We start from the raw sequence: 26,692 nt of genomic DNA, 5'->3' as shown, positions 1-26,692 counted from the left end.
TGCGGTGATGAAAGTGAAAGGCCCGGCTGAGTTCAGTCGGGCCTTTCACTTTATCCCTGCGCTTCGAAGGCCGCCGCCGCCCGCCCCAACCGATCGTTCACCGCGATCCATTCGATCGAATCCGGTAGCTTCTCGATCAGAATCCGCGTGACGTTCGCGCGATCGAGCGCTCTGAGCAACCCGTACAATTCACGCGCATAGACATGGGGATCTTCAGGCGCCGCGATGAAATGCACGCCCTCCGCTTCGGCCCAACGCCCGGCACGCGATGCCCGCGCCACCAAGGCCACACGTTCGCCAGGCTCACGCGCCGCCAGCAACGGCTCCAGTGCGGCGAACGGCAGCAAAGCCAACGGCGTGCGCGGCGCATAGTGCGCTTTCAACGTACCCGAAGCACGCGGCGCGCTGGCATCCGAACCATCGGGCAAACGCGGCGCTTCGCCGAGTACATCGGCGATGTCTTGCGGCGTCACGCGACCGGGACGCAACAGCGCCGGAAAGCCGCGCGACAAATCCAGAATCGTCGATTCAATGCCGACATCCGACGCGCCGCCATCGAGTACATGGATTGCGCTACCGAACTCCTCGCGCACATGCTGCGCCGTGGTCGGACTCACATGCCCAAACCGGTTTGCCGATGGCGCCGCCACACCACCATGCCCGCCACGCAGCGCGCTGAACGCTTCCAGCAAAGCTTGCGCAACGGGATGCGACGGGCAACGCAATCCGACCGAATCCTGACCACCGCTCACCGCTGCCGGAATCCGCGCGGCACGCTTCAGAATCAACGTAAGCGGGCCCGGCCAGAAAGCGTCGATCAAACGCTGCGCCTCGGCGGGCAGATGCTCGACCCAGTAGTTCGGATCGCCGTGCGGCGCCAGATGCACGATCACCGGATGATTCGCGGGCCGGCCCTTCGCTGCATAAATGCGCGCGACGGCGTCCGGGTTTTCGGCGTCGCCGCCGAGACCGTAGACCGTCTCCGTGGGAAACGCGACCAGATCACCCGCATCGAGCAAGGCCGCGGCGTGCTGAATCTGCTCGGTGCTCACCGGCAATGCGCTCGCGGCGCCTTCGACGGGTTTCTGTTGATCCGGCATAAGCGTGCGTCAGCTCGTGATGATATGCAGCAGCCGCGCGCAATCGCGCCCCGCCGTGCGAGCTTCTTCGAGCGTGGCCGCCGTGAAGTTGATGTGGCCCATCTTGCGGCCGCAGCGCGCCTCTTCCTTGCCGTACAGATGCAGACGTGCCGCCGGCATCGCGGCGACTTCGTGCCACGGCGGCGTGACCGCCGCGCGCTTCGGACCGTCCGGGAACCACACGTCGCCGAGGATGTTCAGCATCACCGCCGGCGAATGCTGGCGCGTGTCGCCGAGCGGCATGCCGGTCATCGCACGCACCTGCTGTTCGAACTGGCTGGTCGCGCAGGCGTCCACGGTGTAGTGACCGGAGTTGTGCGGACGCGGCGCCATTTCATTGGCTACCAGCGAGCCGTCTTCGAGAATGAAAAACTCGACGCACAGCACGCCCACGTAGCCGAGCTTGTCGGCGATTTGCAGCGCGGCCTGTTGGGCCTGCTCAACGAGTGTCGGGCTTGCGTCCGGCGCCGGGACGATGGTGTGCGACAGCACGCCGTCGCGATGCGTGTTCTGCGCCAGCGGATACACCACCGACGCCCCGCTCGCCGCGCGCGCGATCAACGCGGACACCTCGAACTTCAGCGGCAAACGCTTTTCCAGCACGCACGGCACGCCGGCGAGCGAAGCATGCGCCTCGCGCACTTCCTCGGCGTTGCGCACGCGGATCTGGCCTTTGCCGTCGTAGCCCATGCGGGCCGTTTTGAGAATGCCGGGCAGCACGGCTTCGAGTTTGGCGTCGTCGAGGGCGGCGAGCGCGCTCGACGATTCGATCACCACGTGCGGCGCGACCGTGACGCCCGACGAGGCGATAAAGCGCTTCTCGGCAATGCGGTCCTGCGCCACGGCGACGCAACGGCCGGCCGGACTGACGAAGGTGGTCCTGGCCAGAAAATCGAGGCTCGCAGCCGGCACGTTCTCGAATTCGGTCGACACCGCCGCGCACAGGCGCGCGAGTTCGGTCAGCGACGCTTCGTCGTCGTAAGCCGCGCGCAGATGGCGATCGGCCACTGCGCCCGCCGGACTGCTTTCGTCGGGGTCGAGGACCGCGACGCGGTAGCCCATGGCCTGAGCGGCAAAGCAGAACATGCGGCCGAGCTGGCCGCCACCGACCATGCCAAGCCATGCGCCGGGCAGAATCGGTGAAACCGGTGTGTTGTCTGGGTTCATCTTAGTGGTCGGTCGCGGCCGGGTCGCCATGCCATACAGCGGGCAGGCTCCGGCCGGGGGTCGGACAGCAACATCTTGCATGGGGACCGGAATAAGCGCTGGAGCGCTAACTCCGGTCGACACAGGGGACGTCTTTATACAATCAAGCCTGGCGATGCTTACAGCGCCGGCAATACCATGGCGTGAGCCGCTTCGTTCTGGCGCACGCGGAACGCCGCCAGTTTTTCCGCATATTCGGTGCTGGTGCCGCTCAGAATCGACACCGCGAACAGCGCCGCATTCGCCGCGCCCGCTTCGCCAACGGCAAACGTGGCGACCGGCACGCCCTTGGGCATCTGCACGATCGAATGCAGCGAATCGACGCCCTTCAGGTACTTGCTCGCCACCGGCACGCCGAGCACCGGCACCGTGGTCTTGGCGGCCAGCATGCCCGGCAGATGCGCCGCGCCGCCCGCACCCGCGATGATCGCGCGAATGCCGCGCTCGCGCGCGCTTTCAGCATAGGCGAACATTTCGTCGGGCATACGGTGCGCGGAAACGACCTTCGCTTCGTACGGCACGCCGAATTCCTGCAGAATCGCCACGGCGTTTTTCATGACTTCCCAGTCGGAACTGGAGCCCATCAGCACGCCGACAACCGGCGCGCCATGCGTATGGGCGGTTTGAGCTTCACTCATCTTACGGCTTCCTTTTGGCTTGAACAGTACCGATGCAACAGGTGCGCGTAATCAGGCGAGCTTCTGGCCGGTCAGACGTTCGAGCGCTTCCTGATACTTCTCGCCCGTCTTCGTGACCACGTCGTCCGGCAGTTTGGGTGCCGGCGGTTCCTTCTTCCACGATTGGGTTTCGAGCCAGTCGCGCACGAACTGCTTGTCGAACGACGGCGGGTTGGTGCCGACCTGATACTGGTCGGCCGGCCAGAAGCGCGACGAGTCGGCAGTCAGCGCCTCGTCCATCAGATACAGCTTGCCGTGGTCGTCCAGACCGAATTCGAATTTCGTATCCGCGATGATGATGCCGCGGGTGGCCGCGTAATCCGCCGCTTCCTTGTACAACTTGATCGAGATGTCGCGGATCGTGGCCGACAGTTCGGTGCCGATGCGGCGCTCCATGTCGTCGTACGTGATGTTTTCGTCGTGATGACCCATTTCGGCCTTGGCGGCCGGCGTGAAGATCGGCTCCGGCAGTTTCTGCGCGTTTTGCAGACCCGGCGGCAGTTCCACGCCGCACACCGAACCGGTGGCCTGGTAGTCTTTCCAGCCGCTGCCGGCGAGGTAGCCGCGCACCACCGCTTCCACCAGAATCGGCTCGAGGCGCTTGACCACGACTGCACGACCCTTGACCTGCTCGACTTCGTCGGCCGCCACCACGGATTCGGGCGCCACGCCCGTGAGGTGGTTCGGCACCACGTGCTTCAGCTTCTCGAACCAGAAGTTCGCCATTTCGTTGAGCACGCGTCCCTTATTCGGAATCGGCTCGCCCATGATGACGTCGAACGCCGACAGACGGTCGGTCGTGACAATCAGCAACTGGTCGTTGCCCACCGCATAGTTGTCGCGGACTTTACCGCGGCCGAGCAGCGGCAGCGAGCGGAGCGTGGATTCGTAGAGGGTAGACATCGTCGTGGTTCGCTAAAAGTGAGGCAAAAAGTATGACCGGAACAAAAGGGAAACGCCGTTCCCCGGATGATGCGGGAACGGCGGTCTAACGGCAACCTGGCCAAACGGCCAGGCGCGGAGCCTCGCGTCGACTCCGATACTAGCTTAGCGGACGAGCTGCGAGAGTTCGCCCGATTTGTACTTCTCCGCGATTTTATCAAGCGAAACCGGCTTGATCTTGCCAGCCTGGCCTTCGCAGCCAAATTGCATGTAACGCTCGAGACAGATCTTCATCGTCGCTTCGCGCGCCGGCTTCAGGTAGTCGCGCGGGTCGAACTTGCCCGGATTGGTCGCCATGTAACGGCGAATCGCGCCGGTGATCGCCAGACGCAGGTCGGTGTCGATGTTGACCTTGCGCACGCCGTGCTTGATGCCTTCCTGGATTTCCTCGACCGGCACGCCGTAGGTTTCCTTCATGTCGCCGCCGAATTCGCGGATTTCAGCCAGCAATTCCTGCGGCACCGACGACGAACCGTGCATCACCAGGTGGGTGTTCGGAATGCGGCGGTGAATTTCCTTGATGCGCTGAATCGACAGGATATCGCCAGTCGGCTTCTTGCTGAATTTGTACGCACCGTGCGAAGTTCCGATCGCGATCGCCAACGCGTCGCACTGCGTCAGCTTGACGAAGTCGGCGGCCTGCTCCGGGTCGGTCAGCAACTGTTCGCGGGTCATCTTGCCGTCCGCGCCGTGGCCGTCTTCCTTGTCGCCCATCATGGTTTCCAGCGAACCGAGCACGCCCAGTTCCGCTTCCACCGTAATGCCGATCGAGTGCGCAGCGTCGACCACGCGGCGCGACACTTCGACGTTGTACTCGTACGAAGCAACCGACTTGCCGTCGGCTTCCAGCGAGCCGTCCATCATCACGCTGGTGAAACCGCTGCGGATCGCCGCCATGCAAACTGCCGGCGACTGCCCGTGGTCCTGATGCATCACGACCGGAATATGCGGATACGACTCGACCGCCGCTTCGATCAGATGACGCAGGAACGGCTCGCCCGCGTACTTACGCGCACCCGCCGACGCCTGCATGATGACCGGCGCGTTGACCTTGTCGGCCGCCGCCATGATGGCCTGCACCTGCTCCAGATTGTTCACGTTGAATGCCGGAAGGCCATAGCCGTTTTCGGCGGCATGGTCCAGCAGTTGACGCATTGATACGAGAGGCATGCTGTAACTCCATAGATTGAAACGAATTCTTGTGCCGTCGGCATCTTTTTTTGGCGATCTCGCGGAGCAAACCGCATACCCGTACGCATCGGCCTTAAAGCGCGGGGCGTTCCTCGACGCCCTCACACGCAATCAAAGCCGGTGCGCCGCCTCTCGCGGGTATGCCGGTCTGCTTCGCTCAATCAAACCTGTGCCGATCGAGCAGGGTGCTGCATCAATACGGTTCGCCGACTCGCACGATCTTCAGCGTGTTCGTGCCGCCCGCCTGGCCCATCGGCTCGCCGACGGTCAGCACGACCATGTCGCCGTGCGACGCGTAGCCTTTGCTCACCACGGTTTCCAACGCCTGTTGCAACGCGGTGTCGCGGTCGGTGTTGGTGTCCAGATGCAGCGAGGTCACGTTGCGGTACAGCGCCATCGCCCGTTCGCTGCCGACCCGCGGTGTGAGCGCGAAAATCGGCACGTGGGTCCAGTGACGCGACATCCACAGCGCGGTCGAACCGGACTCGGTCAAGGCCACGATCGCCTTCGCGCCGAGGTGGAACGCCGTGAACAGCGCGCCCATTGCGATGGATTGATCGATACGCGTGAACGTGCGGTCGAGGAAGTCTTTGTCGAGTTCCGACTGTTCCGACTTCTCGGCTTCGATACAGATCGCCGCCATGGTCTCGATGGTCTGCACCGGGTACTTGCCCGCCGCCGATTCCGCCGACAGCATGACCGCGTCCGTGCCGTCGAGCACCGCATTGGCGACGTCCGACACTTCGGCGCGGGTCGGCACCGGCGCGTGGATCATCGACTCCATCATCTGGGTCGCGGTGATCACGAACTTGTTCGACTCGCGGGCCATGCGTATCATCCGCTTTTGCAGCGCGGGGACAGCGGCATTGCCCACTTCCACGGCCAGATCGCCACGCGCGACCATGATGCCGTCCGACGCGTCGAGGATGCCTTGCAGCGCCGGAATCGCTTCCGCGCGCTCGATCTTGGCGATCATCTTCGGCTTGATGCCGAACGGTGCGCCGGCGATGTTCGCCAGCTGACGCGCCATTTCCATGTCGGTGGCGTTCTTCGGGAACGAGACCGCGACATAGTCCACGCCGAGCGACATGGCCGTGCGGATGTCTTCCATGTCTTTCGCGGTCAGCGCAGGCGCCGACAGACCGCCGCCCTGGCGGTTGATACCCTTGTTGTTCGACAGCTCGCCGCCGATCTTGACGATCGTGTGGATCTCGCTGCCGATCACCCGTGCGACGTTCAGCACGATCAGGCCGTCGTTCAGCAACAGCACGTCGCCCGGTTTCAGGTCGCGCGGCAGGTCTTTGTAGTCGAGACCGGCGCGCTGCTCGTTGCCGAGTTCGCAGTCGGCGTCGAGCACGAACGGCTCGCCGGCGACCAGCATGATCTTGCCGTTTTCAAATTTACCAACCCGAATCTTCGGGCCTTGCAGGTCAGCCATGATGGCAACTTCGCGGCCGGCCTGGCGGGCCGCCTCGCGCACGAATTCGGCGCGCTGGCGGTGGTCGTCGGCAGTGCCGTGCGAAAAATTGAGCCGCACCACGTCCAATCCTGCCTGAATCATTTGCAGCAGGATTTCCGGCGTACTGGAAGCCGGTCCGATGGTGGCGACAATCTTGGTGGCGCGATGCATGAGTCTCCTCGTCTGGATGGGATCGCTGGGAAAAGCGCTGCGAGTCGGATGCGGAGGCTGCGCACCGAAAGATGTTGCCGGGGGTTGCGCGCCGGTTGAAACCAGCGTCGCTTTATTGGATGAAGCGGTATTCGAGACCAGCACGCGCGGTGCCGGCGGTGCGGCGAGCGTGGGCTCGTCGTCGGGGAGTTCTGCCGGGGTCTGAGCGGCTTGTCCTTCGGACAAGGCTGCGGCCTCGCCGGCAGTGGTCAACTCCGCGAGCGCGACGGGCGCGCCGGATGCTTGTTGCTGCGTGTCTTGTTGCTGTGTATCGAGATCCGCCGCAGCAGGATTCGCCGCGGCCTCGGTGGCCGCGGAGCGCACTGCGCGCTCCCCCGCCGTGGCTGCTTCGGTGTTACGCGGCGACTTGCCGCTACGAGCTTTTGCAGACTTTGTCATGGGGGAGCGCGTCGTCACATTAAGCCCGCGATTCCAGGACTTCGACGGCGGGCAGTGTCTTGCCCTCGAGGAACTCGAGGAAGGCGCCGCCGCCCGTCGAGATATAACTGACCTTGTCGTGGATGCCGTACTTGGCGATCGCCGCGAGCGTATCGCCGCCGCCTGCAATCGAGAACGCCGACGACTTGGCGATCGCATCCGCCAGCGTCCTGGTGCCGTTGCCGAACTGGTCGAATTCGAACACGCCGACCGGGCCATTCCACACGATCGTGCCGGCCTTTTCGAGTTGCGCGGCGAGCACCTTGGCGGTGTCCGGTCCGATGTCGAGAATCATGTCGTCGTCTTCGACATCGGCGACCTGCTTCACCACGGCTTTAGCGGTCGGTGAAAACTCTTTCGCGGTGACCACGTCGGTCGGGATCGGCACCGAGGCGCCGCGAGCTTTCGCGGCGTCGATGATGGCTTTGGCGTCGTTCACCAGATCGGCTTCGGCGAGCGACTTGCCGATCTTCAGGCCAGCGGCCAGCATGAACGTATTGGCGATGCCGCCGCCCACGATCAGTTGATCGACCTTGTCGGCGAGCGATTTCAGAATGGTCAGCTTGGTCGACACCTTCGAGCCGGCGACGATCGCCACCAGCGGACGCTTCGGCGCACCGAGCGCCTTGCCGAGCGCTTCGAGTTCAGCGGCGAGCAGCGGGCCGGCGCAGGCGATCGGCGCGTATCTGGCGATGCCGTGGGTGGTCGCTTCGGCGCGGTGCGCGGTGCCGAATGCGTCGTTCACGTAGACGTCGCAGAGCTTCGCCATTTTCTGCGCAAGCTCGTCGGAATCCTTCTTTTCGCCCTTGTTGACGCGGCAGTTTTCCAGCAGGACGAGTTGACCCGGCGCCACGTTCACGCCGTTTTCAACCCAGTTCGCGACCAGCGGCACGTCGCGGCCGAGCAACTCGGCCAGACGTTTGGCGACCGGCGCGAGCGAGTCTTCCGGCTTGAAATCGCCTTCGGTCGGACGGCCCAGATGCGACGTGACCATCACGGCGGCGCCCGCGTCGAGCGCAGCCTGGATGGCCGGCACGGAGGCGCGAATGCGGGTGTCTTCGGTGATGTTGCCTTGATCGTCCTGCGGCACGTTCAGATCGGCGCGGATGAACACGCGTTTGCCGGATAGCTTGCCTTCGGCGATCAGATCGGAGAGACGCAATACCTTGTTCATGGGCGTGTGTGTGCGAGTTGAGAAGGCGGTGGCGGACGACACGCGCTGGCGTTAGCGCGGTGAACTCCAGCGCTTCGGCACGGCAGCGGTTCCACAGAATCGGGCGCCGGCGGCATGACCGCGGCTTACGCGCCCGACAGCAGCGCGGGTTATCCCGGAAACAAACATTTTAACTGATCCACACTGCCTTCTGACCCGCCACCCAGCGAATGTCCCGTATTTGAAGGATGCGCCGCGCATGCTGCAACGCAATATTCGCCGCCTTATCAATCACATGAAGAGGCGCATTAAAGTGAACACGACCATCCCGACGACAATCGTGCCGAGCATGGTGCGTCGCCACAAAAACCACGCGAGACCGGCGAGCGTCGCGTAGAACTCGTGGTTCGACGGCGCGAACGACAAACCGTCGGGCGTCGCCAGCACGTCCGGCAGGACGACCGCCGCCAACGCCGCAGCCGGCGCGTAACGCAACATGCGCTGGATGCGCGCCGGCAACACGGTCCGCTCGCCGCCGATCAGAAACATCGCGCGCGTTACCGCAGTGACGAAGGTCATGCCGAATATGGCGAGCCAGATCTGCGTGGAGGTCATCGGGAGTCTCCGGCATTGCTGCGGATGCGGCGCAAGTCGGCGCGCTCGACCATCAGATCGGCGGCGCTGCCGGCCACGATTGCTGCGATCACCGCGAGCGGCAACGCGAGCCGGTACGGCAGATCGAACGCGAGCAGCGAGACGACGCCGGCAATGCTGACGGCCACCAGCGTCGAACGATTCGCAATCGCCGACACCATGATCGGCAGGAGCGCCAGGGTGCCCGCCAGCGCGAGGCCCCAGTTATCGGGAATCAGACTCGCCAGCAGAATCCCCGCAATCGACGACACCTGCCACGACAGCCAGCTGAACAACGCCATGCCCCAGTAGTAAGCCTCCTTGCCGGGCTGATAGCCGGGTGGAAAGCTCTTCTTCTGGAACAGCAGATAGATCACGTCGCCGTTGAAGTAGCCGAGCACGATGCGCCGCCACATCGGCAAATAGGAGAAATGCGGCGCGAGGCCGACGCTGAAGATCACAAAACGCGTGTTGACCATCGCTGCCGTCAGCAACACGGTCCACACCGGCAGTTTGGCGGCGAGCAGCGGCAGCACCGCCAGTTGCGACGAACCGGCGTAGCACAGGACCGACATGGTGAGCGCCTGCGGCAGCGTGAGCACGGACTTGCTCATGGCGATGCCGGTGACGAGACCCCAGGAGAAAATCGCCATCAGCGTCGGCGAGTAGTCGCGCGCCCCCTCTCGGAAGGCACGGCGATCGATATCTGACAGGCGAGCGAGCATCAGGCGAAGCGCGCGGACGCAGGCAGCGCCGCAACGAAGGGAAGTCGGCGCCAGGTCGTCAAGCACCCGCTGGCGCATCCGGATTTGAATTATGCGTGCGCCGAATTATAGCGCCCAGCGTGCGCCCAAATGCCCGTTCCTTGTGCAAAAGACGGTAAAATGACGCGCTTCGCACCACCTCGCGGGAAACGCCAAGACAGACTGGGCGTACCGCGCGGGATTGGGCGCACTCACCAACGCACCTGCTGGAGAATCGTATGTCAATGGCCGACCGCGACGGCAAGATCTGGAAGGATGGCAAGCTCATCGACTGGCGCGACGCCACGATCCACGTCCTTACCCACACGCTGCACTACGGCATGGGCGTTTTCGAAGGCGTGCGCGCCTACAGGACGGCCGACGGCGGTACGGCGATTTTCCGTCTGCAGGATCACACCAAACGTCTGCTGAACTCCGCCAAGATTTTCCAGATGGACGTGCCGTTCGACCACGAGACCCTCGCCGCCGCGCAATGCGAGGTGGTCCGCGAGAACAAGCTCGAGTCCTGCTATCTGCGCCCGATCATCTGGGTCGGCTCGGAAAAGCTCGGCGTGTCGGCCAAGGGCAACACCATCCACGTGGCGATCGCTGCGTGGCCGTGGGGCGCTTACCTCGGTGAAGACGGGCTCGCCAAGGGCATCCGCGTGAAAACGTCGTCGTTCACGCGCCATCACGTGAACGTGTCGATGGTCCGCGCCAAGGCGTCGGGCTGGTACGTCAACTCGATCCTCGCCAATCAGGAAGCGATCACCGACGGCTACGACGAAGCGCTGCTGCTCGACGTCGACGGCTACGTGTCGGAAGGCTCGGGCGAGAACTTCTTCCTCGTCAACAACGGCAAGCTGTACACGCCGGATCTGGCGTCGTGCCTCGACGGCATCACGCGCGACACCGTCATCACGCTGGCGCGCGACATGGGCATCCCGGTGATCGAAAAGCGCATCACGCGCGACGAGGTCTACACCTGCGACGAAGCCTTCTTCACCGGCACCGCCGCCGAAGTCACACCGATCCGCGAACTCGACAACCGCACGATCGGCGCCGGCGCGCGCGGCCCGATCACCGAGAAGCTGCAATCGGCCTTCTTCGACGTCGTGAACGGCAAGAGCGAGAAATACGCCCACTGGCTCACCAAGATTTAACGCACGCGGCGGCGGCCGGACTGCTAAAACCGGATCGCCGCCCTGCACGCACCCTGCATACAAAGAGAAAGCCCTCATGAGCGATATCAAGGAAATGCCGCTGGTCGAACTGTCGGCAAAAGACCTCCCGGCGTACTGCCCGAACCCGGCCATGCCGCGCTGGAGCGCGCATCCGCGCGTCTTCATCGACGTCACGCACGGCGAAGCGCGTTGCCCCTACTGCAGCACGCGTTACAAGCTGCGCGACGGCGAAGTGGTCAAAGGTCACTGATTGCGGCGCACCGAGCATTGACCGCTTGCGGCGGCGTCTTTGCGGCCGGCCGGCCCCGAAGGCCGGCGTGGCATAGCATGGCCGCTGACGTGGCGGGTCCGGCGCAGCCGGAACCGCGCTACGCGAGCCGCGGCCCGTTCCTTTTCCCATTGACTTACCCGAACGCCACGCGCCTTGCGCGCGCGGCGCTTCGTTTCGACACCGGACACCCACTCTGATGCGTCGCGCGTTGGTTATCGCACCGAACTGGATCGGTGACGCATTGATGGCGCAGCCGCTGTTTGCGCGCCTCGTGAAATTGCATCCGCGCATCGTCATCGACGCGGTCGCGCCCTCCTGGGTCGCGCCCGTTCTCGAACGCATGCCGGAAATCCGCGACGTCTACGCCACCGACCTCGCGCACGGCAAGCTGCAGATGCTGCGCCGCTGGCAGTTGGCGAGCGATCTGCGCGATGTCGGCTACGACGCGGCCTACGTGCTGCCGAACTCGCTCAAATCGGCGCTGATTCCCTGGATGGCGGGCATTCCGCTACGCATCGGCTACACCGGCGAAAGCCGCTACGGCCTGTTGAACGTGCGCCACGCGAATCCGCGCAAGGACGAGCGTCCGCCGATGGTCGGCCAATACGCTGCCCTCGCCTACGCACCCGGCGCCAAGCTGCCCGACGACCTGCCGATGCCGCGTCTGGACGCCGACCTGAACGAAGCGTCGCGAGTCTCGGCCCGCTTCAATCTGGATACGCGCGTGCCGCTGCTGGTGTTCTGTCCGGGCGCCGAATACGGCCCGGCCAAGCGCTGGCCGCCGGAGCACTTCGCGGCGCTCGCGCAAATGGTCGGCCAGTCGTTCCCGTACACGCAGATCGTCGCACTCGGTTCGCCGAAAGACGCGCCGCTCGCCCAGGCGATCGCCGAGCGGGCGCCGAACGTGCGCAACCTGTGCGGGCAAACCGCGCTGGGCGAGGCATGCGCGCTGATCTCGCGGGCCAATGCCGTGGTCACCAACGATTCCGGCCTGATGCATGTGGCCGCCGCCTTGCGCCGGCCGCTGGTGGCCGTGTACGGTTCGACCGATCCGCGCCACACGCCGCCCTTGTCCGAGCTTGCGAAGGTACAATGGCTTCATCTCGAATGCAGCCCCTGTTTTGAGCGCGAGTGTCCGCTCGGTCATCTGAACTGCCTGAAGCAGTTGAGCGCCGAACAGGTTTTCGGCGATTTGCGCGGCATGTTGCTGGCGCAACGCTGAACCGGCTGATACTTGCACGCAACACCGCACGCTCCCGAACGCGTCGCGTCATGTTCGCGCCTCGCGGCGCGAGCATTCTCGCGCTCGGGGTCGATTGTCCGGTGCTCCGGACTGTCCCGCTGACCGCCGCCACGCAACCGCGCGCCGCGCACAAGAGACTGACGAGCCATGCCACGTTTTGCCCATATCTTCGAAGCCGCCGCCGATACCCTCAACGCCTACTATCAGGCCATCGCCGAGGTGAATATCGACAGCTTGATGGGTCTGTGGATCGATGAAGAGTTCGTCAGCTGCATCTGCGCCGACGGCTCCCACCTGCACGGCCTCGACAGCATTCGTGCCGGCCTGCAGATCCAGCTCGAAACCGCGCCCGTTTCGATCGAGCCGCTCGACATCCGCGTCTACGACAGCCTCGGCACCGTGGTCTATGCGATTGCCGAAGCGCACCGTCCGGCCGATCCGAAAGCCCTGCCCAACATGGTGTTCACGACGTACGTCATGGTCCATGAGCGCGGCGAGTGGCGCATCGCCCACATTCACGCGAGCCCGATGCCCAACGAGGCCGCCAGCCAGTTCGCCACCAAGATGCGCCACGGCCAGGGGTCGCTGCATTAACGCAGGCTTTGCGTTTCATTTTTTAGCTTCGATCACGGTATGAGCAGCACGCCCCGCAGTCAGTCGCCCGATCCGAATGAAACCCATTCAGCGGACCCGCACGACAACCTCGTCTCGTCGGTCGCGGGACGCGCCGCGGCTGCCGTCGAAGCGACCGTCGAGATGCTCTATCGCGCGCCGCTCTGGCTGCCGAACCGGCATGTGCAGACCATCGTTCCGTCCTTGTTCGCGCGCCGTCCTTCGGTGGCGTTCCGACGCGAACGCTGGGATACGCCGGACGGCGACTTCATCGATCTCGATTGGGTCCTGCACGACGACGCTGCCGCTCCCACCGCAAGTCAAACGCAAACGCCCGCCGACCATGCCCCGCTGCTCGTGCTGTTCCACGGCCTCGAAGGCAGTTCCACCTCGCACTACGCCGCAACCTTGATGGCCGCAGCGCGCGAGTACGGCTGGCACGGCGTCGTCCCGCACTTTCGCAGTTGCAGCGGAACGCTGAACCGTATGCCGCGCTTCTACCATCTCGCCGACAGCAACGAAGTCGACTGGGTGCTGCGCCGCATCCGCGCCGCGCATCGCGGGCCGGTGGTGGCCGCGGGCGTGTCGCTCGGCGGCAATGTGCTGCTGCGCTGGCTCGGCGAGCGGCGCGAGGAAGCCGCCTCGGTGATCACCGCGGCCGCCGCGATTTCCGCGCCGATCGACGTGCACGCCGGCGGACGCGCGTTGTCGCAAGGCTTCAACATGGTCTACACCCGCAGTTTCCTCAAGACGCTCAAGCAGAAGGCCGAGCAGAAGCTGGTCCAGTTCCCGGGCCTGTTCGACCGCGACGCGATGCTCGCGAGCCGCACCATGTACGAGTTCGACAACGTCGTGACCGCGCCGCTGCACGGCTTTCGCGATACCGACGACTACTGGAGCAGCGCGACCACGCGCCCGCTGCTACCGCACATTCAGGTGCCGACGCTGGTGCTGAATGCGCGCAACGATCCGTTCCTGCCGGCTGAGGCGCTGCCCTCGCGGCATGAGGTCTCGGCGGCGGTGGAACTCGACCAACCCCGGCACGGCGGCCATGCCGGCTTTATGACGGGGCCGTTCCCGGGCCGCATCGACTGGCTGTCGCGGCGCGTGTTCGGCTACCTGGAGCGGCACGTCGATCATGGATGACATCGTCAGGCAAGCGCTCGCCAAGTGGCCGAACGTGCCGAGTTGCACCGGCTGGCTGATGCTGGACCGGCGCGGCAACTGGCGCATGCGCGACGAAGCCGCGCAGGCCAGCGGTTCGGCCGGCACGCCGATCCGGCATGAAGCCTTGCTCGGCTTCATCAACCGGAATTACGACGCCGATGAGCGCGGTCAGTGGTTCTTTCAGAACGGACCGCAGCGGGTCTATGTCGAGTTGGGTTACACGCCGTGGGTCGTGCGTTTGTCGGCGGATGGCGATGAGGGCGCACTCGCGTTGAAAGATCAGGCGGGCGGCGCTTTCGAGCCCACTGCGGCGTTCGTCGACGACGCAGGCGGGATTCTGTTCGTCGACGATTCGACACGGCCTCGCGTCGCCGTGCTGCACGATCACGATCTGGAGATCTTCTCCGATCACGCGACGCTCGCGGACGATTCGATGAGCGGCGAGTTTCGCTGGAATCGGCAGGCGGTGTTGCCGTTGCAGCCGATACAGCATGGTGACGTCGCCGCGCGATTTGGCTTCGTGGCGAGTCCCGCGGCGAACCTCTGAGTCGCCAGCGACACGGTCACGGCTTTCATCGCGACCTGACCGCCCGTCGCAAGCAAAGGCCCTAACTCTTCTCGTCGAGCCGCTCTTCCTTGTAGCGGCTTTCCATCTCGTGCAGCCTTGCATCGACGGTCGCGAGATCGTAGTAGCCGATCGTCTTCAGATCGCGAGCGTCTTTCAGTTGCCGGATCGCCGACGGCCACGCTCCATCCAGCGCAAACTTTTCCGCCATTGCGCGATGCTGCGTCAGTGCATCGCCGCTGCCCGCGCTCGCTTGCGCGAGATAGAGCCACCACGCCGGCTGATTCGGCTCGGCGCGGGTCTCCTTCTGCGCGAGTTGCTGTGCCTCGGTAAAACGCTTCAAGGTCAACAAGGTGCGGATATGCATGTCGATCGCGGCGTTCGACTGCGGCCAGCGCTGTTGCGCCAACGCGGCGAGACGCGCGGCTTCGTCGTCGCGGCCGGCGCGGCGCGCGATGTCCGCGGCGAGCACGTCGAGGCTCGGCGAACTGCGCGCGCCCTCGCCTTCCTTCTGCTCACCCGAGACGAAGACCGCCCGTGCGGACGCAAGCGATGCCGTGGCGTCGTCGTATTTTTCGAGCAGCATCTGACCGTAGGCGATGCCGTACCAGTTCGCCGCGACATTCACCGCGGTCCGGTCCTCGATCTCGGAGCGCAGGCGCGACACGTCGTCCGCATACTCGTTGCGCGACTGGTCCTGCAGCAAACGCGAGCGAGCCCGCACGAACCCATATTCGGGCGCCTGATGTGGCTGCCGATAGGGCGCACGACGCGCCCGGTCTGCCATGTCGGCAATCCGCTCGCCGGTCAGCGGATGCGTGCGCGCGTAGGCCGGGATGCCCGTGTCGCTCATCGCCGCGCGATCCAGACGGCCGAAGAACGTCGTCATGGCGTAAGGGTCGTAGCCGGCGCCGGCCAGCAGCAGAAAGCCGACGCGGTCCGCCTCGTGCTCGGCGGAACGCGAGAAACGCAACTGGTTGTCGACCGCGTAGGCCTGCCCGCCGATCGCAATGGCGCTGCCCAGATCGCCACTGTGTGCAAGCACGCCCGCCAGCACGCCGAACAGCATGGCCGCGAGGGCGGCGTAGGTGCCGTGCTCGCCGGTCGTGATCATCCGCGAAATATGCCGTTGCAGGACGTGGCCCATTTCGTGGCCGAGGACGGACGCGAGTTCGGATTCGGTCTGCGTAGTCACGATCAAACCGGTATTCACGCCGATGAAGCCGCCCGGCAAGGAGAAGGCGTTGATCTGCGAATCGCGCACCGCGAACAGATCGAAGTCCGGACGATAGCCGCCGATGTACAGCGCGTTAGCCGCAGCGGAGAGTTTCGCGGCGACCGAGTTGAGGTAGTCGCGCACCAGCCAGTCGTCGCGATAGTCGGGGTCGCGGCGGATTTCGCGCATCACGCGTTCGCCGAGCTGGCGTTCGGCTTGCGGCGTCAGCGATTCGGAACCGCCGTTGCCGAGGTCGGGTAATTGTTGGGCGACGATCGGCGCGCGCCAGCTGGAGTTCGCGCCGACGTTGCCCGAAAAGCGGCTCTGCGCACCGCCGTAGACGCCGAACACGCCCTGCGCGACGTCGGGCGGCACGATCGGGTCGGTATAGGATTCGGTGGGTCCGCTCACCAGCGGCGGTTCTGTGGACTGGGTGTTCAGCGCAAGCGTCGTCGCGCCATGCGATTGGGCGAACGCGCCCGGCGGCGCCGCGAGCGCGACAGACAACAACGCAGAAAGAAACCGTTTCGCGCGCATGGCGGGTCGATGTGACGGAGTCGAAAAGCGGCGCCCGGCGCTCGGACTAAGATAGCGGGCATAGGGCAATTGTAATCAGCCCCTCACTGCTATGATAGGCGCCCTTTGAAGGAGCCCGACCATGCCCGAACTGACTCATTTCGATTCCGCCGGACAAGCGCATATGGTGGACGTCGGCGGTAAGGAGGAGACAAAGCGCATTGCTGTTGCGCGTGGTTCGATCCGCATGCTGCCGGCAACCTTCGCGCTGATCCGCGACGGCAACGCCAGCAAAGGCGACGTGATCGGGATCGCGCGCATCGCGGCGATTCAGGGTTCGAAGCGTACTGCCGATCTGATTCCGCTTTGTCATCCGTTGGCGCTCACGCGCGTCAAGGTCGACTTTGAACTCGACGAAACGCTACCCGGCGTGCATTGCACGGTTCAGGTGGAAACGCTCGGACGAACGGGGGTGGAGATGGAGGCGCTGACGGCCGTGCAGGTGGGACTGCTGACCGTGTACGACATGTGCAAGGCGGTGGATCGGGGCATGACGATCACCGATGTGAAGGTGCTGGAGAAGCACGGCGGGAAGTCGGGGGATTGGGTGGCGGGTTGAGATCAACCCGCGCGTTTGACGGTAACGCCCCGCGCCGGGGCGTTACCTCGCCGACGCCTCAATCGTCGTCGCTGTCATCATCCTGATTCACGTCGCCCGGCGGCAAGCCGAAGCGCTTGACCAGTTCCGCCTTGAAACCGCCCAGCGACTTCTGCTCATCGCATAGCCCGTACAGATAACCCAACTGCGACGGCCAGTCATGCAGTTCCTCGGCAAAAATCTTCAGGCGGTCGACCGTGTCGAACGCCCCCGCCGTGTCGCCGCTCAAGGCCTGCAGCACCGCATAACGACGCAGGACCGTCTCGCCGGGCAGTAGCGCCATCGCTTTGCGGTGCATCGCGAGCTTATGCGACAGGTCCATCGAATTCATCGGCAAAAGCGTAGCGAGACCGTACTCGCCCCAAGCCTGGAACAGGAACGACGGATCCGCGCGGTACTGTTCGGCCGGACGCGAGCCGTAGTACAGGACCTCGGCGCGCGCGTAATCGCGATATACCGGATACAGCGCCGCCAGGCCGCCGAACACCACCACCGCAAATGCGCCGAACGACAGGCCCGCAGGCACGAAACGCAATGGCCTCGTTTCCAGCAAGCCGAGCACGAACATCGCCGGCAACAGGAAGAACATGTACTGCTGCGGATATTCGACCAGCGCGTGCATCACCAGTACACCGATCAGCGCGATGCCGAACACGCGCGCCGAATCTTGCGGTGCGCGTACCACGCGCACGAGCCAGCTGATCAAGCCGAACAGCACGATGGCGAGGCCGATCAGGCCGGTCTTCGCGAGCAGGTCGATAAAGATATCGTGCGAATTATTGGCGATTTCCACGCCGCCGAGGGTCTTCGCAAACTCGTACTGGTAGCTCGGAAACTCGCCCCAGCCTACACCCAGCAGCGGGTGCGTCCTGAACATCGTCCAGCCGTATTTCCACAACGCAAGGCGCGGGGCAATCTGGCCAGCATCCTTGAAGCGTTCAGCCGCGGATTGGCCGAGTTCGAGGTTGTAATGCACGTTGGCCCAACGGATCAGCGCGTTGACCACGAAGAACAGCACCGCCAGCACGATCGGAATCAACCATTCGCGATTGCTCCGGCGCAACGCCGCCTGGCTGCGCGTCTGCGCGAACGCCATCCAGAAACCCGCCACCACGATCACGCCCATCTGCAGCCAGGGACCGCGCGACACCGTCAACGCGAGGCCGGCCGCGAAAATCGTCGACACCAGCAGCCAGATGCTCACGGCAACCCGGCGCGTTTGCACGAGGTAAAGCGCGCCTGCCATCGCGAACGCGATATAGGTGGCAAGGTGATTCGCCTGCGCCATGTTGCCGAACGGCCGGCGCTCGACGGTCACGTTATAGGCGACGACAAACGGCGACACGCGCGCCTCGAGGTGAAACAGCTGGATCACCTGACAGAACACCGCAAACAACCCGCCGACAATCAGCGCCCCCGCCACCCAGCGCAAAGCCGTCTCATTGAGCCTGGCGCGCGTGAAGCCATAGCCCGCGTGGGCGGCCATGAACGCCGCCAGCAGAAAGCCGCCGCCGAGCCAGTTCATCGAAGGTTGCGTGACCGGCAACACCACCGATTGCGTCACCAGCAGCAGCCCGAACAGCAAAGGCACCAGCGCGACGACCGGCGAGGCGAAGCCGATGCGCGGCTTCGAAGTGGCGATCAGCAGAACGACACCTGCGCCAGTCAGCAAATACAGGGCGAGCGCGGTGAATTCTGCGTAAAAAGTCGGAATCGGATACGTATGGTTGACCACTGCATAAGGCAGCACCAACGAAAGAGCCAACAGAATGAGAGACAGGTAGCGCGCAAATGGGGTGGGCATCGAGTAACCGGGTGGGCGTCAGCAACCGGCGCACTATACAAAAAAATCCCTCTGCTGTGCGCCGGGCCGGCCGAAATATCCCGAAAATCAGCCTTTTAGCTCAAAGCGACGAGCCATCCGTCCGCTCACACTGTAGGTCACGAGCGACACTCCGGCGGGGCGAGATTCGACGCCAGGCTGGGCGCATCCACAGGTGATGGACCGCCGCCCGGCGCAGGCAGCGACGACGACGTTTTGCCGCCGGCGAAACACTCCCAGGTCAGTGCGCCGGCCTGCACCGAAGCTTTGCTCAATGCGACCCGCGCGGTCGGTGCATCCACATTGTCAGGAACGGACGGCACGAGCGTGAGCGTGTTGGAACCAGCCGGCGCGACTCGCGTGGAGTAAGCAACGGTGATCTGACCAGTGTCGTCGTCGACCCGGATGGAGTCGACATTGCGGGTAGCGGGCGGCGACGCGTAACCGCCGCTGAACGCGTTGCCGCTCGCGGCATTTTCGGCAACGGCAAGCCGCGCGGAAGCGGCGAGCGACAGCCCCTCACCGACACGGCTGCGCGCCAGATAGTCCTGATACGCGGGAATCGCATAGGCCGCGATCACGCCGACGATCGCCAGCACGATCATCAGTTCGATCAGCGTAAAGCCGAGTCCGATGCGACGGCAGGCTCGCGAGAGGCGCGCGGACCACCGCGCTCGCCAGTACGTGGAACGCCGCGCCAGTGTGGACTGCGAATAGGGGGAATACGGCAAGGTAACGATCATCGGCAGACTCCTCAAACGAAAAACGCCTGCCCCACGGATCGGGAACAGGCGTCTCCATCGTAGCCAGCGATGCGCGCGTCAAACAGTCAGCCAAACGGCTAACGCTGCGTAACGCCGTAGCTCGATACGAGGTCTGGAATCACGCCGCCGCGCGCCTGGCGTTCCGGCGTTTGAGCAGATAACCGAGGATCACCACGAACAGCGCACCCGCGACGCTCAAGCCGTATTCAGCCGCCGGCGTATCGAGAATTGCCCAACGGTCGCCCGCCGGGTCGTTCACGATCAGTCCGCCCGCGATCCAGCCCAGCAACGCGGCGCCGAGTGTGATGACGATCGGAAAACGATCCAGCAGCTTGAGCACCAGCTGGCTGCCCCACACGATCAACGGAATGCTCACCACCAGACCGAAAATCACCAGCGCGAGGCGATGTTCGGGATCGGCCGACTCCGCCGCGCCCGCGATCGCGATCACGTTGTCGAGGCTCATCACCGCATCCGCGATGATGATCGTCTTGATCGCCGAGAGCAGCTTGTCGGCCGGTTTGACGTTCTCGTGCGCATCGTGCGCGGGCGCCATCAAACGCACGCCGATCCACAGCAGCAGCAAGCCGCCCGCGAACTTCAGCAAGGGCACGTCGAGCAGCGCGACCGCAAACGCAATCAGTGCCACTCGCAGCACGATTGCGCCCGCCGTACCCCACAACACGCCTTTGGTACGCTGCGACGGCGGCAAATTGCGGCAGGCCAGCGCGATCACGACGGCGTTATCGCCACCCAACAGAATGTCGATGACGATGATCTGAATCACAGCGCCCCAATGGAGCGTGGCAAAAAACTCGAGCATGGTGGAAGACCAGAAAAAACTGAGCCTCGGCCAATAAAAAAAGCGGAGGAGTTTGCACTCCCCCGCTTTTTTAGAACCGCACGCTCACGAAAGGATTTCGTAAGCGTATCAAAAAAGGCGCCGCGACTGCGCGCCTATTTCGATTTACAGCATCGCCTTCAGAAGACGCGCCATTTCCGACGGGTTCTTCGTGACCGTGATACCGCAAGCGTCCATGATTTCCAGCTTGGCTTCAGCCGTATCCGCACCGCCCGAGATCAGCGCGCCAGCATGGCCCATGCGCTTGCCCGGAGGCGCCGTCACGCCGGCGATGAAGCCAACCACCGGCTTCTTCATGTTGTCCTTGATCCACTCAGCGGCATTCGCTTCGTCCGGACCACCGATCTCGCCGATCATGATGACGGCGTCCGTTTCCGGATCGTCGTTGAACATCTTCATCACGTCGATGTGCTTCAGACCGTTGATCGGGTCGCCGCCGATACCGACTGCCGACGATTGGCCGAGGCCGATTGCCGTCAATTGACCGACTGCTTCGTACGTCAGCGTGCCCGAACGCGACACGACGCCGATGCGGCCCTTGCGGTGGATGTGACCCGGCATGATGCCGATCTTCAGTTCGTCCGGCGTGATCGTGCCGGGGCAGTTCGGTCCGAGCAGCAGCGTCTTGCTGTTCTTCGCGCGCATGCGTGCCTTGAGCTCGATCATGTCACGGACAGGAATACCTTCCGTGATACAGATAGCGAGATCCAGGTCGGCTTCGACTGCTTCCCAGATCGCAGCAGCAGCGCCTGCCGGCGGCACGTAAATCACCGACACGGTCGCGCCCGTTTCAGCCTTCGCTTCAGCGACGCTTGCGTAGATAGGAATGCCTTCGAAGTCTTCGCCTGCGCGCTTCGGGTTCACGCCCGCAACGTACGCTTCGCGACCGTTTGCATATTCACGGCAAGCACGCGTATGGAACTGACCGGTCTTGCCGGTGATGCCCTGCGTGATGACCTTAGTGTCTTTGTTAATCAGAATCGACATGTATTGACCTCTGTTCGTTTGGCGTCGCGCTGTCGCGGCGCGGCGGGATGTTCACCGCCCGCGCCGCTCACGCGCCGCCATTCGTAATCCTGGTTAATTCTGGAAAAAGCCCGGCAACAGCAGCCTGGCAACCGCTGTGATCTGGCTTACGCCTTACCCGCAGCAGCCGCGACGACCTTCTGAGCCGCTTCTTCCATGCTGTCCGCCGCGATGATCGGCAGGCCGGATTCAGCAAGCATCTTCTTGCCCAGGTCTTCGTTCGTGCCCTTCATGCGGACCACGAGCGGTACCTTCAGCGACACGGCCTTCGACGCCGCGATCACGCCTTCCGCGATCACGTCGCAGCGCATGATGCCACCGAAGATGTTGACCAGAATCGCGGTCAGGTTCGGGTTCTTCAGCATGATCTTGAACGCTTCCGTGACCTTCTCGGTCGTGGCGCCACCGCCCACGTCCAGGAAGTTCGCCGGTTCGCCGCCGAACAGCTTGATGGTGTCCATCGTTGCCATGGCAAGGCCAGCGCCGTTCACGAGGCAGCCGATGTTGCCGTCGAGCGAGATGTAGGCGAGGTCGAACTTCGACGCTTCGACTTCAGCCGGATCTTCTTCGTCGATATCGCGATACGCGACGATTTCCGGGTGACGGAACAGTGCGTTCGAATCGAAGTTGAACTTGGCGTCCAACGCGATGACCTTGCCGTCGCCGGTCAGGATCAGCGGGTTGATTTCGGCCAGCGACGCGTCGGTTTCCCAGAATGCCTTGTACAGGCCTTGCAGGATCGAACGAGCTTGCGGCAGCGAAGCGGCGGGCACGCCGATCTTCGTAGCCAGTTCGTCGGCTTCGGCGTCTTTCAGGCCGGTTGCCGGGTCGACTGCGATCTTGTGGATCAGCTCGGGCGTCTTTTCCGCAACTTCTTCGACGTCCATGCCGCCTTCGCTCGATGCCATCACGACGATCTTCTGCGTAACGCGATCGATCACGAGGCCGACATACAGTTCCTTCTTGATGTCAGCGCCTTCTTCGATCAGCAGACGATTCACCTTCTGGCCTTCCGGACCGGTCTGGTGCGTGACGAGCTGCATGCCGAGGATCTGGTTCGAGAACTCACGAACCTGTTCCAGCGACTTGGCGACCTTCACGCCACCGCCCTTGCCACGGCCACCCGCATGGATCTGAGCCTTCACGACCCATACCGGGCCGCCGAGCTCTTCCGCGGCCTTGACCGCATCATCCACCGAGAAGACCGGCTTGCCGCGCGGTACCGCGACGCCGAATTTCCGCAGGATTTCCTTACCCTGGTACTCGTGAATCTTCATGCGTGATTCCCTTCAGTCTGAGAGTTGGATTGAACATCGTTTCCGCTGCCGTCGTTCATGCCGGACGCGTTGCCGCCCTTACCTGTCTGGCGGACTGCCCCGTCGCCTGACGATGCCGCGTGATCCGCTGTGCGCGGAGCGCGGCCATACCAGCGCGGATAAAACTGCTGCACCGCCTCGCCGTCGAAACGCAGCGCATGGCAGCGTCCCAACTGGAATGGCGGTTTGTCGTTGGAATGCTCGCCTGTGCTGTCAGGCGGTTCGTCTCCTGAACTCGCGCTCTCGCCCGGTGTGCTGTCACCGGTCTTCCACACCTCGCCGGCGAAGGCCTGAATCGCGGCGGTCGGCAGGATCGCGCACAACTCGGTGAGATGCGTGCAACCCGCCGTGCCGCCGAGTAAACGGGCTGCATCGCGACGGAAGTTCTGGCGGAGATTGAGCCCGATGAGGGCACGGTAGGCGGGATTGCTGACTTGGCACAAACCAGGATAGGGCACCCAGTCGGACGACGCCTCGGCGTCGACGACGTTGAGCTTGCGATCGATGGTGATACGAAGCCAGAGTTCATGGATCGGCTGACCATTGGGCCGGACGCCCGACGCAAGCGCCACATCGCGTGGTTTTTCGTCGGTCAAGCACGCTTCCACATCCCACAGGCCATCGGCTCGCTCATAAGCTTCCGCTCGGATTGCGCGACGATGGCGCAACTGACGGGACACGGGCTGGGAGAGCGGCATGCGGGAAGGAAAGGCCGGATTGGAAAACCCAATAATTTTAGCATACTGGGTATTTGGGACAGGTCGGAATGCGCAGAGCCAGACGGCGTGCGGCTCCGCGGCCGCGGGCCTGTCTCGAAGTTAGGCAGTGGGAGGCTCACGGCCTGGCCCAAAGAGTGGGTCGAAAAGCAACGTGGCTAATCGCCGCTCCACTCTTCGTCAATCCCTTTGAGGATTTTGCCGATCGTGGCGCCGGAGAATCCACGCGATGCCAGAAAGCGGGCCTGTTTGGCCCGCTCGGCGGGTGTCTCGGGAAGCTCACCGAACTTCTTGCGCCACACGGCCTGCGCGCGGGCGAGTTCGGTTTCGCGCAATTGCGCCTTGGCTTCTTCGACGAGCGTCGGATCGACCGCGTGCTGCTTCAACTCACCGACAATCCGGCTCGCGCCCAGTCGCGACGCACGCCGATGGATCAGACTTTCAGCAAAACGGGAATTCGAGAGCCAGTTTTCGGCTTCCAGATTGTCGAGCAGGGGTTCGAGCGAATCGGTTTCTTCGACAAACGGCTTGAGCTTGCGCGCGAGTTCAGAGCGACTGTATTCACGGCGGGACAGATAGCCAAGCGCGCGGCCTTTTAGCGAACGCGCGGGACGGTTGGACTTTTTGGCTTCGTCTTCTGGCTTCGCTTCGCCCGGTGCGCGGCGCGAGCGAGTGTAGGTGGTTTCGGAAGGGTCCGAATCGGCTGACGGGGAGGATTCAAACTGAGCGCGCTGCGGGCTTTTGCCCGCAGCGCGATCGTGTGCTTCGAACGATTCGAACGGGTCGAACGAATCGTCTTCTTCATTGCGCGGGCCGTCCGCCTGGCGTCCAGCATGGGACAACGACCGGCCCTTGCGTATCACTGAGGCTTACTCTTCTTCGTCTGCGACTTCAGCGCCTGCGCCGGCTACCGCGTCGGCCATGGCATTTACGCCCAGCGATTCACGGATACGGTTTTCGATATCACGAGCGATCTCAGGATTTTCGCGCAGGAATTCACGCGCGTTGTCCTTGCCCTGACCGATACGTTCGCCGCTGTAGCTGTACCACGCACCGGCCTTGTCGACGATCTTGGCCGCTACGCCCAGGTCGATGATTTCGCCCTGACGCGAAATGCCTTCGCCGTAAAGAATGTCGAAAATCGCTTCGCGGAACGGTGGCGCCACCTTGTTCTTGACGACCTTTACGCGCGTTTCGTTGCCGATCACTTCGTCGTTCTTCTTGATCGAACCGATACGGCGAATGTCCAGACGCACCGATGCGTAGAACTTCAGCGCATTACCACCCGTGGTGGTTTCCGGGTTGCCGAACATCACGCCGATCTTCATGCGGATCTGGTTGATGAAGATCACCAGGCAGTTCGTGCGCTTGATCGTGCCGGTGAGCTTGCGCAGCGCTTGCGACATGAGACGCGCTTGCAGACCCGGCAGCGAGTCGCCCATTTCGCCTTCGATTTCAGCCTTCGGCACGAGGGCCGCGACCGAGTCGATCACGATCATGTCGATCGAGCCCGAACGCACCAGCGCGTCAGCGATTTCGAGCGCCTGTTCGCCGGTGTCCGGCTGCGAAACCAGCAGGTCGCTCACGTTGACACCGAGCTTGCCCGCGTACTGGATGTCCAGCGCGTGTTCCGCGTCGATAAACGCCGCCGTACCGCCGATCTTCTGCATTTCGGCGATGACTTGCAGCGTCAGCGTGGTTTTACCCGACGATTCCGGGCCATAAATTTCGACCACACGGCCACGCGGCAGACCGCCGACGCCCAAGGCGATGTCGAGACCGAGCGATCCGGTGGAGACCACCTGGATGTCTTCAATTGCCTCACCCGCGCCGAGCCGCATGACCGACCCTTTGCCGAACTGTTTTTCGATCTGCGCGAGTGCGGCAGCCAGTGCCTTGCTCTTTTCAGCAGTCAGTCCAGCCGAGCCTTTCTTGCTTTCTTCCATGAATCGTCCTTTGCTATGATGAACGGCGTCTGAGGCAGATGTGCAGCCCACTTTTGAAGGACAGCACACGAAACCCAGACACTGTATAAAAAAACAGTAGTTTTGGCAAGCGCGATTCTCATGCGAACGCGCATTTTTACCGTCGCGCTGCCCAACTACCCACAATTAATTTCGGAGACCGCTGTGCGCCGGGGGACACCCACGGTGCCGGCAAGGCCAGGCTGGCGCACCATGCGAATTCTGATTGCCGAAGACGACAGCATACTCGCGGACGGTCTGGTTCGATCACTCCGCCAATCGGCCTATGCCGTCGATCACGTGAAGAACGGCGTCGAGGCCGACACCGCCCTCTCCATGCAGACTTTCGACCTGCTGATCCTCGATCTGGGCCTGCCGCGCATGTCCGGTCTCGAGGTGCTGCGCCGCCTGCGCGCCCGCAATTCGAACCTGCCGGTCCTGATCCTCACCGCCGCCGACAGCGTCGACCAACGCGTCAAGGGACTCGACCTCGGTGCCGACGATTACATGGCCAAACCCTTTGCGCTAAACGAACTCGAAGCGCGCGTGCGGGCGCTGACCCGGCGTGGCGCGGGCGGTGGGCCGACGGTCGTGCGGCATGGCTCGCTGTCGTTCGATCAGGTCGGCCGGATCGCCTATGTCAACGAGCAGGTGATCGACCTGTCGGCACGCGAACTCGGTTTGCTCGAAGTGCTGCTGCAGCGGATCGGCCGGTTGGTGTCGAAGGAACAGCTGGTCGACCACCTGTGCGAATGGGGCGAGGAAGTCAGCAACAACGCGATCGAGGTGTACGTGCACCGTCTGCGCAAGAAGATCGAACCGAGCGGCGTGCGCATCATCACTGTGCGCGGGCTCGGCTATTGTCTCGAGAAAGCGGCCTCGCCTTCGAGCGTGAACGCCGGCGCGATCGCCGCAGCGGCCCCCGCCGAACCCGACCCGCCCTCGGTGCCGCCAGCCGGCACGATGCCGGCGAGCCATCACTATAAGTAGGCAACCTCC

At 63.6% G+C, this 26,692-nt stretch carries 26 protein-coding genes; 8 read left to right on the top strand and 18 right to left on the bottom strand.

The features are described from left to right. Positions 1-50: 50 nt before the first annotated feature. From FQ705_RS30090 to FQ705_RS30050, 9 genes are all read right to left on the bottom strand, one after another. Positions 51-1,100 (bottom strand): L-threonylcarbamoyladenylate synthase, encoded by a 1,050-nt coding sequence (locus tag FQ705_RS30090; protein ID WP_144148015.1) that lies wholly within the window; start codon positions 1,098-1,100, stop codon positions 51-53. A gap of 9 nt (positions 1,101-1,109) precedes the next feature. Beyond that, positions 1,110-2,306, bottom strand: a complete 1,197-nt coding sequence (locus FQ705_RS30085) for a 5-(carboxyamino)imidazole ribonucleotide synthase (RefSeq protein ID WP_144148013.1) — start codon at positions 2,304-2,306, stop codon at positions 1,110-1,112. Positions 2,307-2,464: 158 nt separating this feature from the next. Continuing rightward, entirely contained in the window at positions 2,465-2,983 is a 519-nt protein-coding gene (gene purE / locus FQ705_RS30080) for a 5-(carboxyamino)imidazole ribonucleotide mutase (RefSeq protein WP_144148011.1), read from the bottom strand. Between the two features lie 51 nt (positions 2,984-3,034). Then, a complete protein-coding gene (locus tag FQ705_RS30075; protein ID WP_144148009.1) occupies positions 3,035-3,925 on the bottom strand; it encodes a phosphoribosylaminoimidazolesuccinocarboxamide synthase in 891 nt (296 codons plus the stop codon). 144 nt (positions 3,926-4,069) lie between these two features. After that, positions 4,070-5,134, bottom strand: coding sequence for a class II fructose-bisphosphate aldolase (gene fba / locus FQ705_RS30070; protein ID WP_144148007.1), 1,065 nt, complete (start codon positions 5,132-5,134; stop codon positions 4,070-4,072). Positions 5,135-5,348: 214 nt separating this feature from the next. Continuing rightward, on the bottom strand, positions 5,349-6,785 hold the full coding sequence (gene pyk, locus FQ705_RS30065) for a pyruvate kinase (protein ID WP_144148328.1): 1,437 nt from the start codon (positions 6,783-6,785) through the stop codon (positions 5,349-5,351). A gap of 457 nt (positions 6,786-7,242) precedes the next feature. Next, a complete protein-coding gene (locus tag FQ705_RS30060) occupies positions 7,243-8,436 on the bottom strand; it encodes a phosphoglycerate kinase (RefSeq protein WP_144148005.1) in 1,194 nt (397 codons plus the stop codon). Positions 8,437-8,706: 270 nt separating this feature from the next. Then, positions 8,707-9,030: an AzlD domain-containing protein gene (locus tag FQ705_RS30055; protein WP_144148003.1), complete on the bottom strand. Its 324-nt coding sequence runs from the start codon at positions 9,028-9,030 to the stop codon at positions 8,707-8,709. Continuing rightward, complete coding sequence (locus FQ705_RS30050) at positions 9,027-9,773, bottom strand: AzlC family ABC transporter permease (RefSeq protein ID WP_144148001.1); 747 nt, start codon at positions 9,771-9,773, stop codon at positions 9,027-9,029. The genes FQ705_RS30055 and FQ705_RS30050 overlap by 4 nt, the downstream gene beginning before the upstream one ends. Positions 9,774-10,030: 257 nt before the next feature. Here FQ705_RS30050 and FQ705_RS30045 point away from each other — a divergent pair, with 257 nt between their 5' ends. From FQ705_RS30045 to FQ705_RS30020, 6 genes are all read left to right on the top strand, one after another. Beyond that, positions 10,031-10,954, top strand: a complete 924-nt coding sequence (locus FQ705_RS30045; protein ID WP_144147999.1) for a branched-chain amino acid transaminase — start codon at positions 10,031-10,033, stop codon at positions 10,952-10,954. Between the two features lie 76 nt (positions 10,955-11,030). After that, positions 11,031-11,225, top strand: a complete 195-nt coding sequence (locus tag FQ705_RS30040; protein WP_144147997.1) for a zinc-finger domain-containing protein — start codon at positions 11,031-11,033, stop codon at positions 11,223-11,225. 217 nt (positions 11,226-11,442) lie between these two features. Then, positions 11,443-12,468 (top strand): lipopolysaccharide heptosyltransferase II, encoded by a 1,026-nt coding sequence (gene waaF / locus FQ705_RS30035; RefSeq protein WP_144147995.1) that lies wholly within the window; start codon positions 11,443-11,445, stop codon positions 12,466-12,468. 168 nt (positions 12,469-12,636) lie between these two features. Further along, positions 12,637-13,083: a nuclear transport factor 2 family protein gene (locus tag FQ705_RS30030; RefSeq protein WP_144147993.1), complete on the top strand. Its 447-nt coding sequence runs from the start codon at positions 12,637-12,639 to the stop codon at positions 13,081-13,083. 39 nt (positions 13,084-13,122) lie between these two features. Then, positions 13,123-14,247, top strand: a complete 1,125-nt coding sequence (locus FQ705_RS30025; protein WP_409934750.1) for a hydrolase — start codon at positions 13,123-13,125, stop codon at positions 14,245-14,247. After that, complete coding sequence (locus FQ705_RS30020) at positions 14,240-14,815, top strand: DUF2946 family protein (RefSeq protein WP_144147991.1); 576 nt, start codon at positions 14,240-14,242, stop codon at positions 14,813-14,815. Before FQ705_RS30025 ends, FQ705_RS30020 begins: the two co-directional genes overlap by 8 nt. A 61-nt stretch (positions 14,816-14,876) precedes the next feature. Here FQ705_RS30020 and FQ705_RS30015 read toward each other — a convergent pair whose 3' ends face one another. Next, a complete protein-coding gene (locus FQ705_RS30015; protein ID WP_144147989.1) occupies positions 14,877-16,586 on the bottom strand; it encodes a M48 family metalloprotease in 1,710 nt (569 codons plus the stop codon). A 121-nt stretch (positions 16,587-16,707) separates the two neighbouring features. Here FQ705_RS30015 and moaC point away from each other — a divergent pair, with 121 nt between their 5' ends. Beyond that, positions 16,708-17,184, top strand: a complete 477-nt coding sequence (gene moaC / locus FQ705_RS30010) for a cyclic pyranopterin monophosphate synthase MoaC (protein ID WP_144147987.1) — start codon at positions 16,708-16,710, stop codon at positions 17,182-17,184. A gap of 58 nt (positions 17,185-17,242) precedes the next feature. On the opposite strand, the gene FQ705_RS30005 is transcribed toward moaC, so the two are convergent. From FQ705_RS30005 to recA, 8 genes are all read right to left on the bottom strand, one after another. Further along, positions 17,243-19,027 carry a PglL family O-oligosaccharyltransferase gene (locus FQ705_RS30005; protein WP_144147985.1) on the bottom strand — a complete coding sequence of 595 codons (1,785 nt, stop codon included), beginning with the start codon at positions 19,025-19,027 and terminating at the stop codon, positions 17,243-17,245. 137 nt (positions 19,028-19,164) lie between these two features. Continuing rightward, on the bottom strand, positions 19,165-19,788 hold the full coding sequence (locus FQ705_RS30000; RefSeq protein WP_144147983.1) for a pilin: 624 nt from the start codon (positions 19,786-19,788) through the stop codon (positions 19,165-19,167). A gap of 139 nt (positions 19,789-19,927) precedes the next feature. Continuing rightward, positions 19,928-20,632 (bottom strand): TerC family protein, encoded by a 705-nt coding sequence (locus FQ705_RS29995; protein WP_144147981.1) that lies wholly within the window; start codon positions 20,630-20,632, stop codon positions 19,928-19,930. A gap of 144 nt (positions 20,633-20,776) precedes the next feature. Continuing rightward, complete coding sequence (sucD, locus tag FQ705_RS29990; RefSeq protein ID WP_144147979.1) at positions 20,777-21,658, bottom strand: succinate--CoA ligase subunit alpha; 882 nt, start codon at positions 21,656-21,658, stop codon at positions 20,777-20,779. A gap of 146 nt (positions 21,659-21,804) precedes the next feature. Beyond that, positions 21,805-22,974 (bottom strand): ADP-forming succinate--CoA ligase subunit beta, encoded by a 1,170-nt coding sequence (gene sucC, locus FQ705_RS29985; RefSeq protein WP_144147977.1) that lies wholly within the window; start codon positions 22,972-22,974, stop codon positions 21,805-21,807. Beyond that, positions 22,971-23,711: a DUF2889 domain-containing protein gene (locus FQ705_RS29980; protein ID WP_144147976.1), complete on the bottom strand. Its 741-nt coding sequence runs from the start codon at positions 23,709-23,711 to the stop codon at positions 22,971-22,973. The genes sucC and FQ705_RS29980 overlap by 4 nt, the downstream gene beginning before the upstream one ends. Before the next feature lie 176 nt (positions 23,712-23,887). Continuing rightward, a complete protein-coding gene (recX, locus tag FQ705_RS29975) occupies positions 23,888-24,592 on the bottom strand; it encodes a recombination regulator RecX (RefSeq protein ID WP_144147974.1) in 705 nt (234 codons plus the stop codon). A gap of 6 nt (positions 24,593-24,598) precedes the next feature. Then, positions 24,599-25,675 (bottom strand): recombinase RecA, encoded by a 1,077-nt coding sequence (recA, locus tag FQ705_RS29970; protein WP_144147972.1) that lies wholly within the window; start codon positions 25,673-25,675, stop codon positions 24,599-24,601. A 231-nt stretch (positions 25,676-25,906) separates the two neighbouring features. Between recA and FQ705_RS29965 the strand changes: the two genes are divergently transcribed. Then, on the top strand, positions 25,907-26,683 hold the full coding sequence (locus FQ705_RS29965; RefSeq protein WP_144147970.1) for a response regulator transcription factor: 777 nt from the start codon (positions 25,907-25,909) through the stop codon (positions 26,681-26,683). Positions 26,684-26,692: the final 9 nt, after the last annotated feature.

Source organism: Paraburkholderia sp. BCC1884, from assembly GCF_900996225.1.
Lineage (GTDB): Bacteria > Pseudomonadota > Gammaproteobacteria > Burkholderiales > Burkholderiaceae > Paraburkholderia.
Note: the sequence above shows the minus strand (reverse complement) of the source record. Positions and strands in the feature narration are given on the sequence as shown.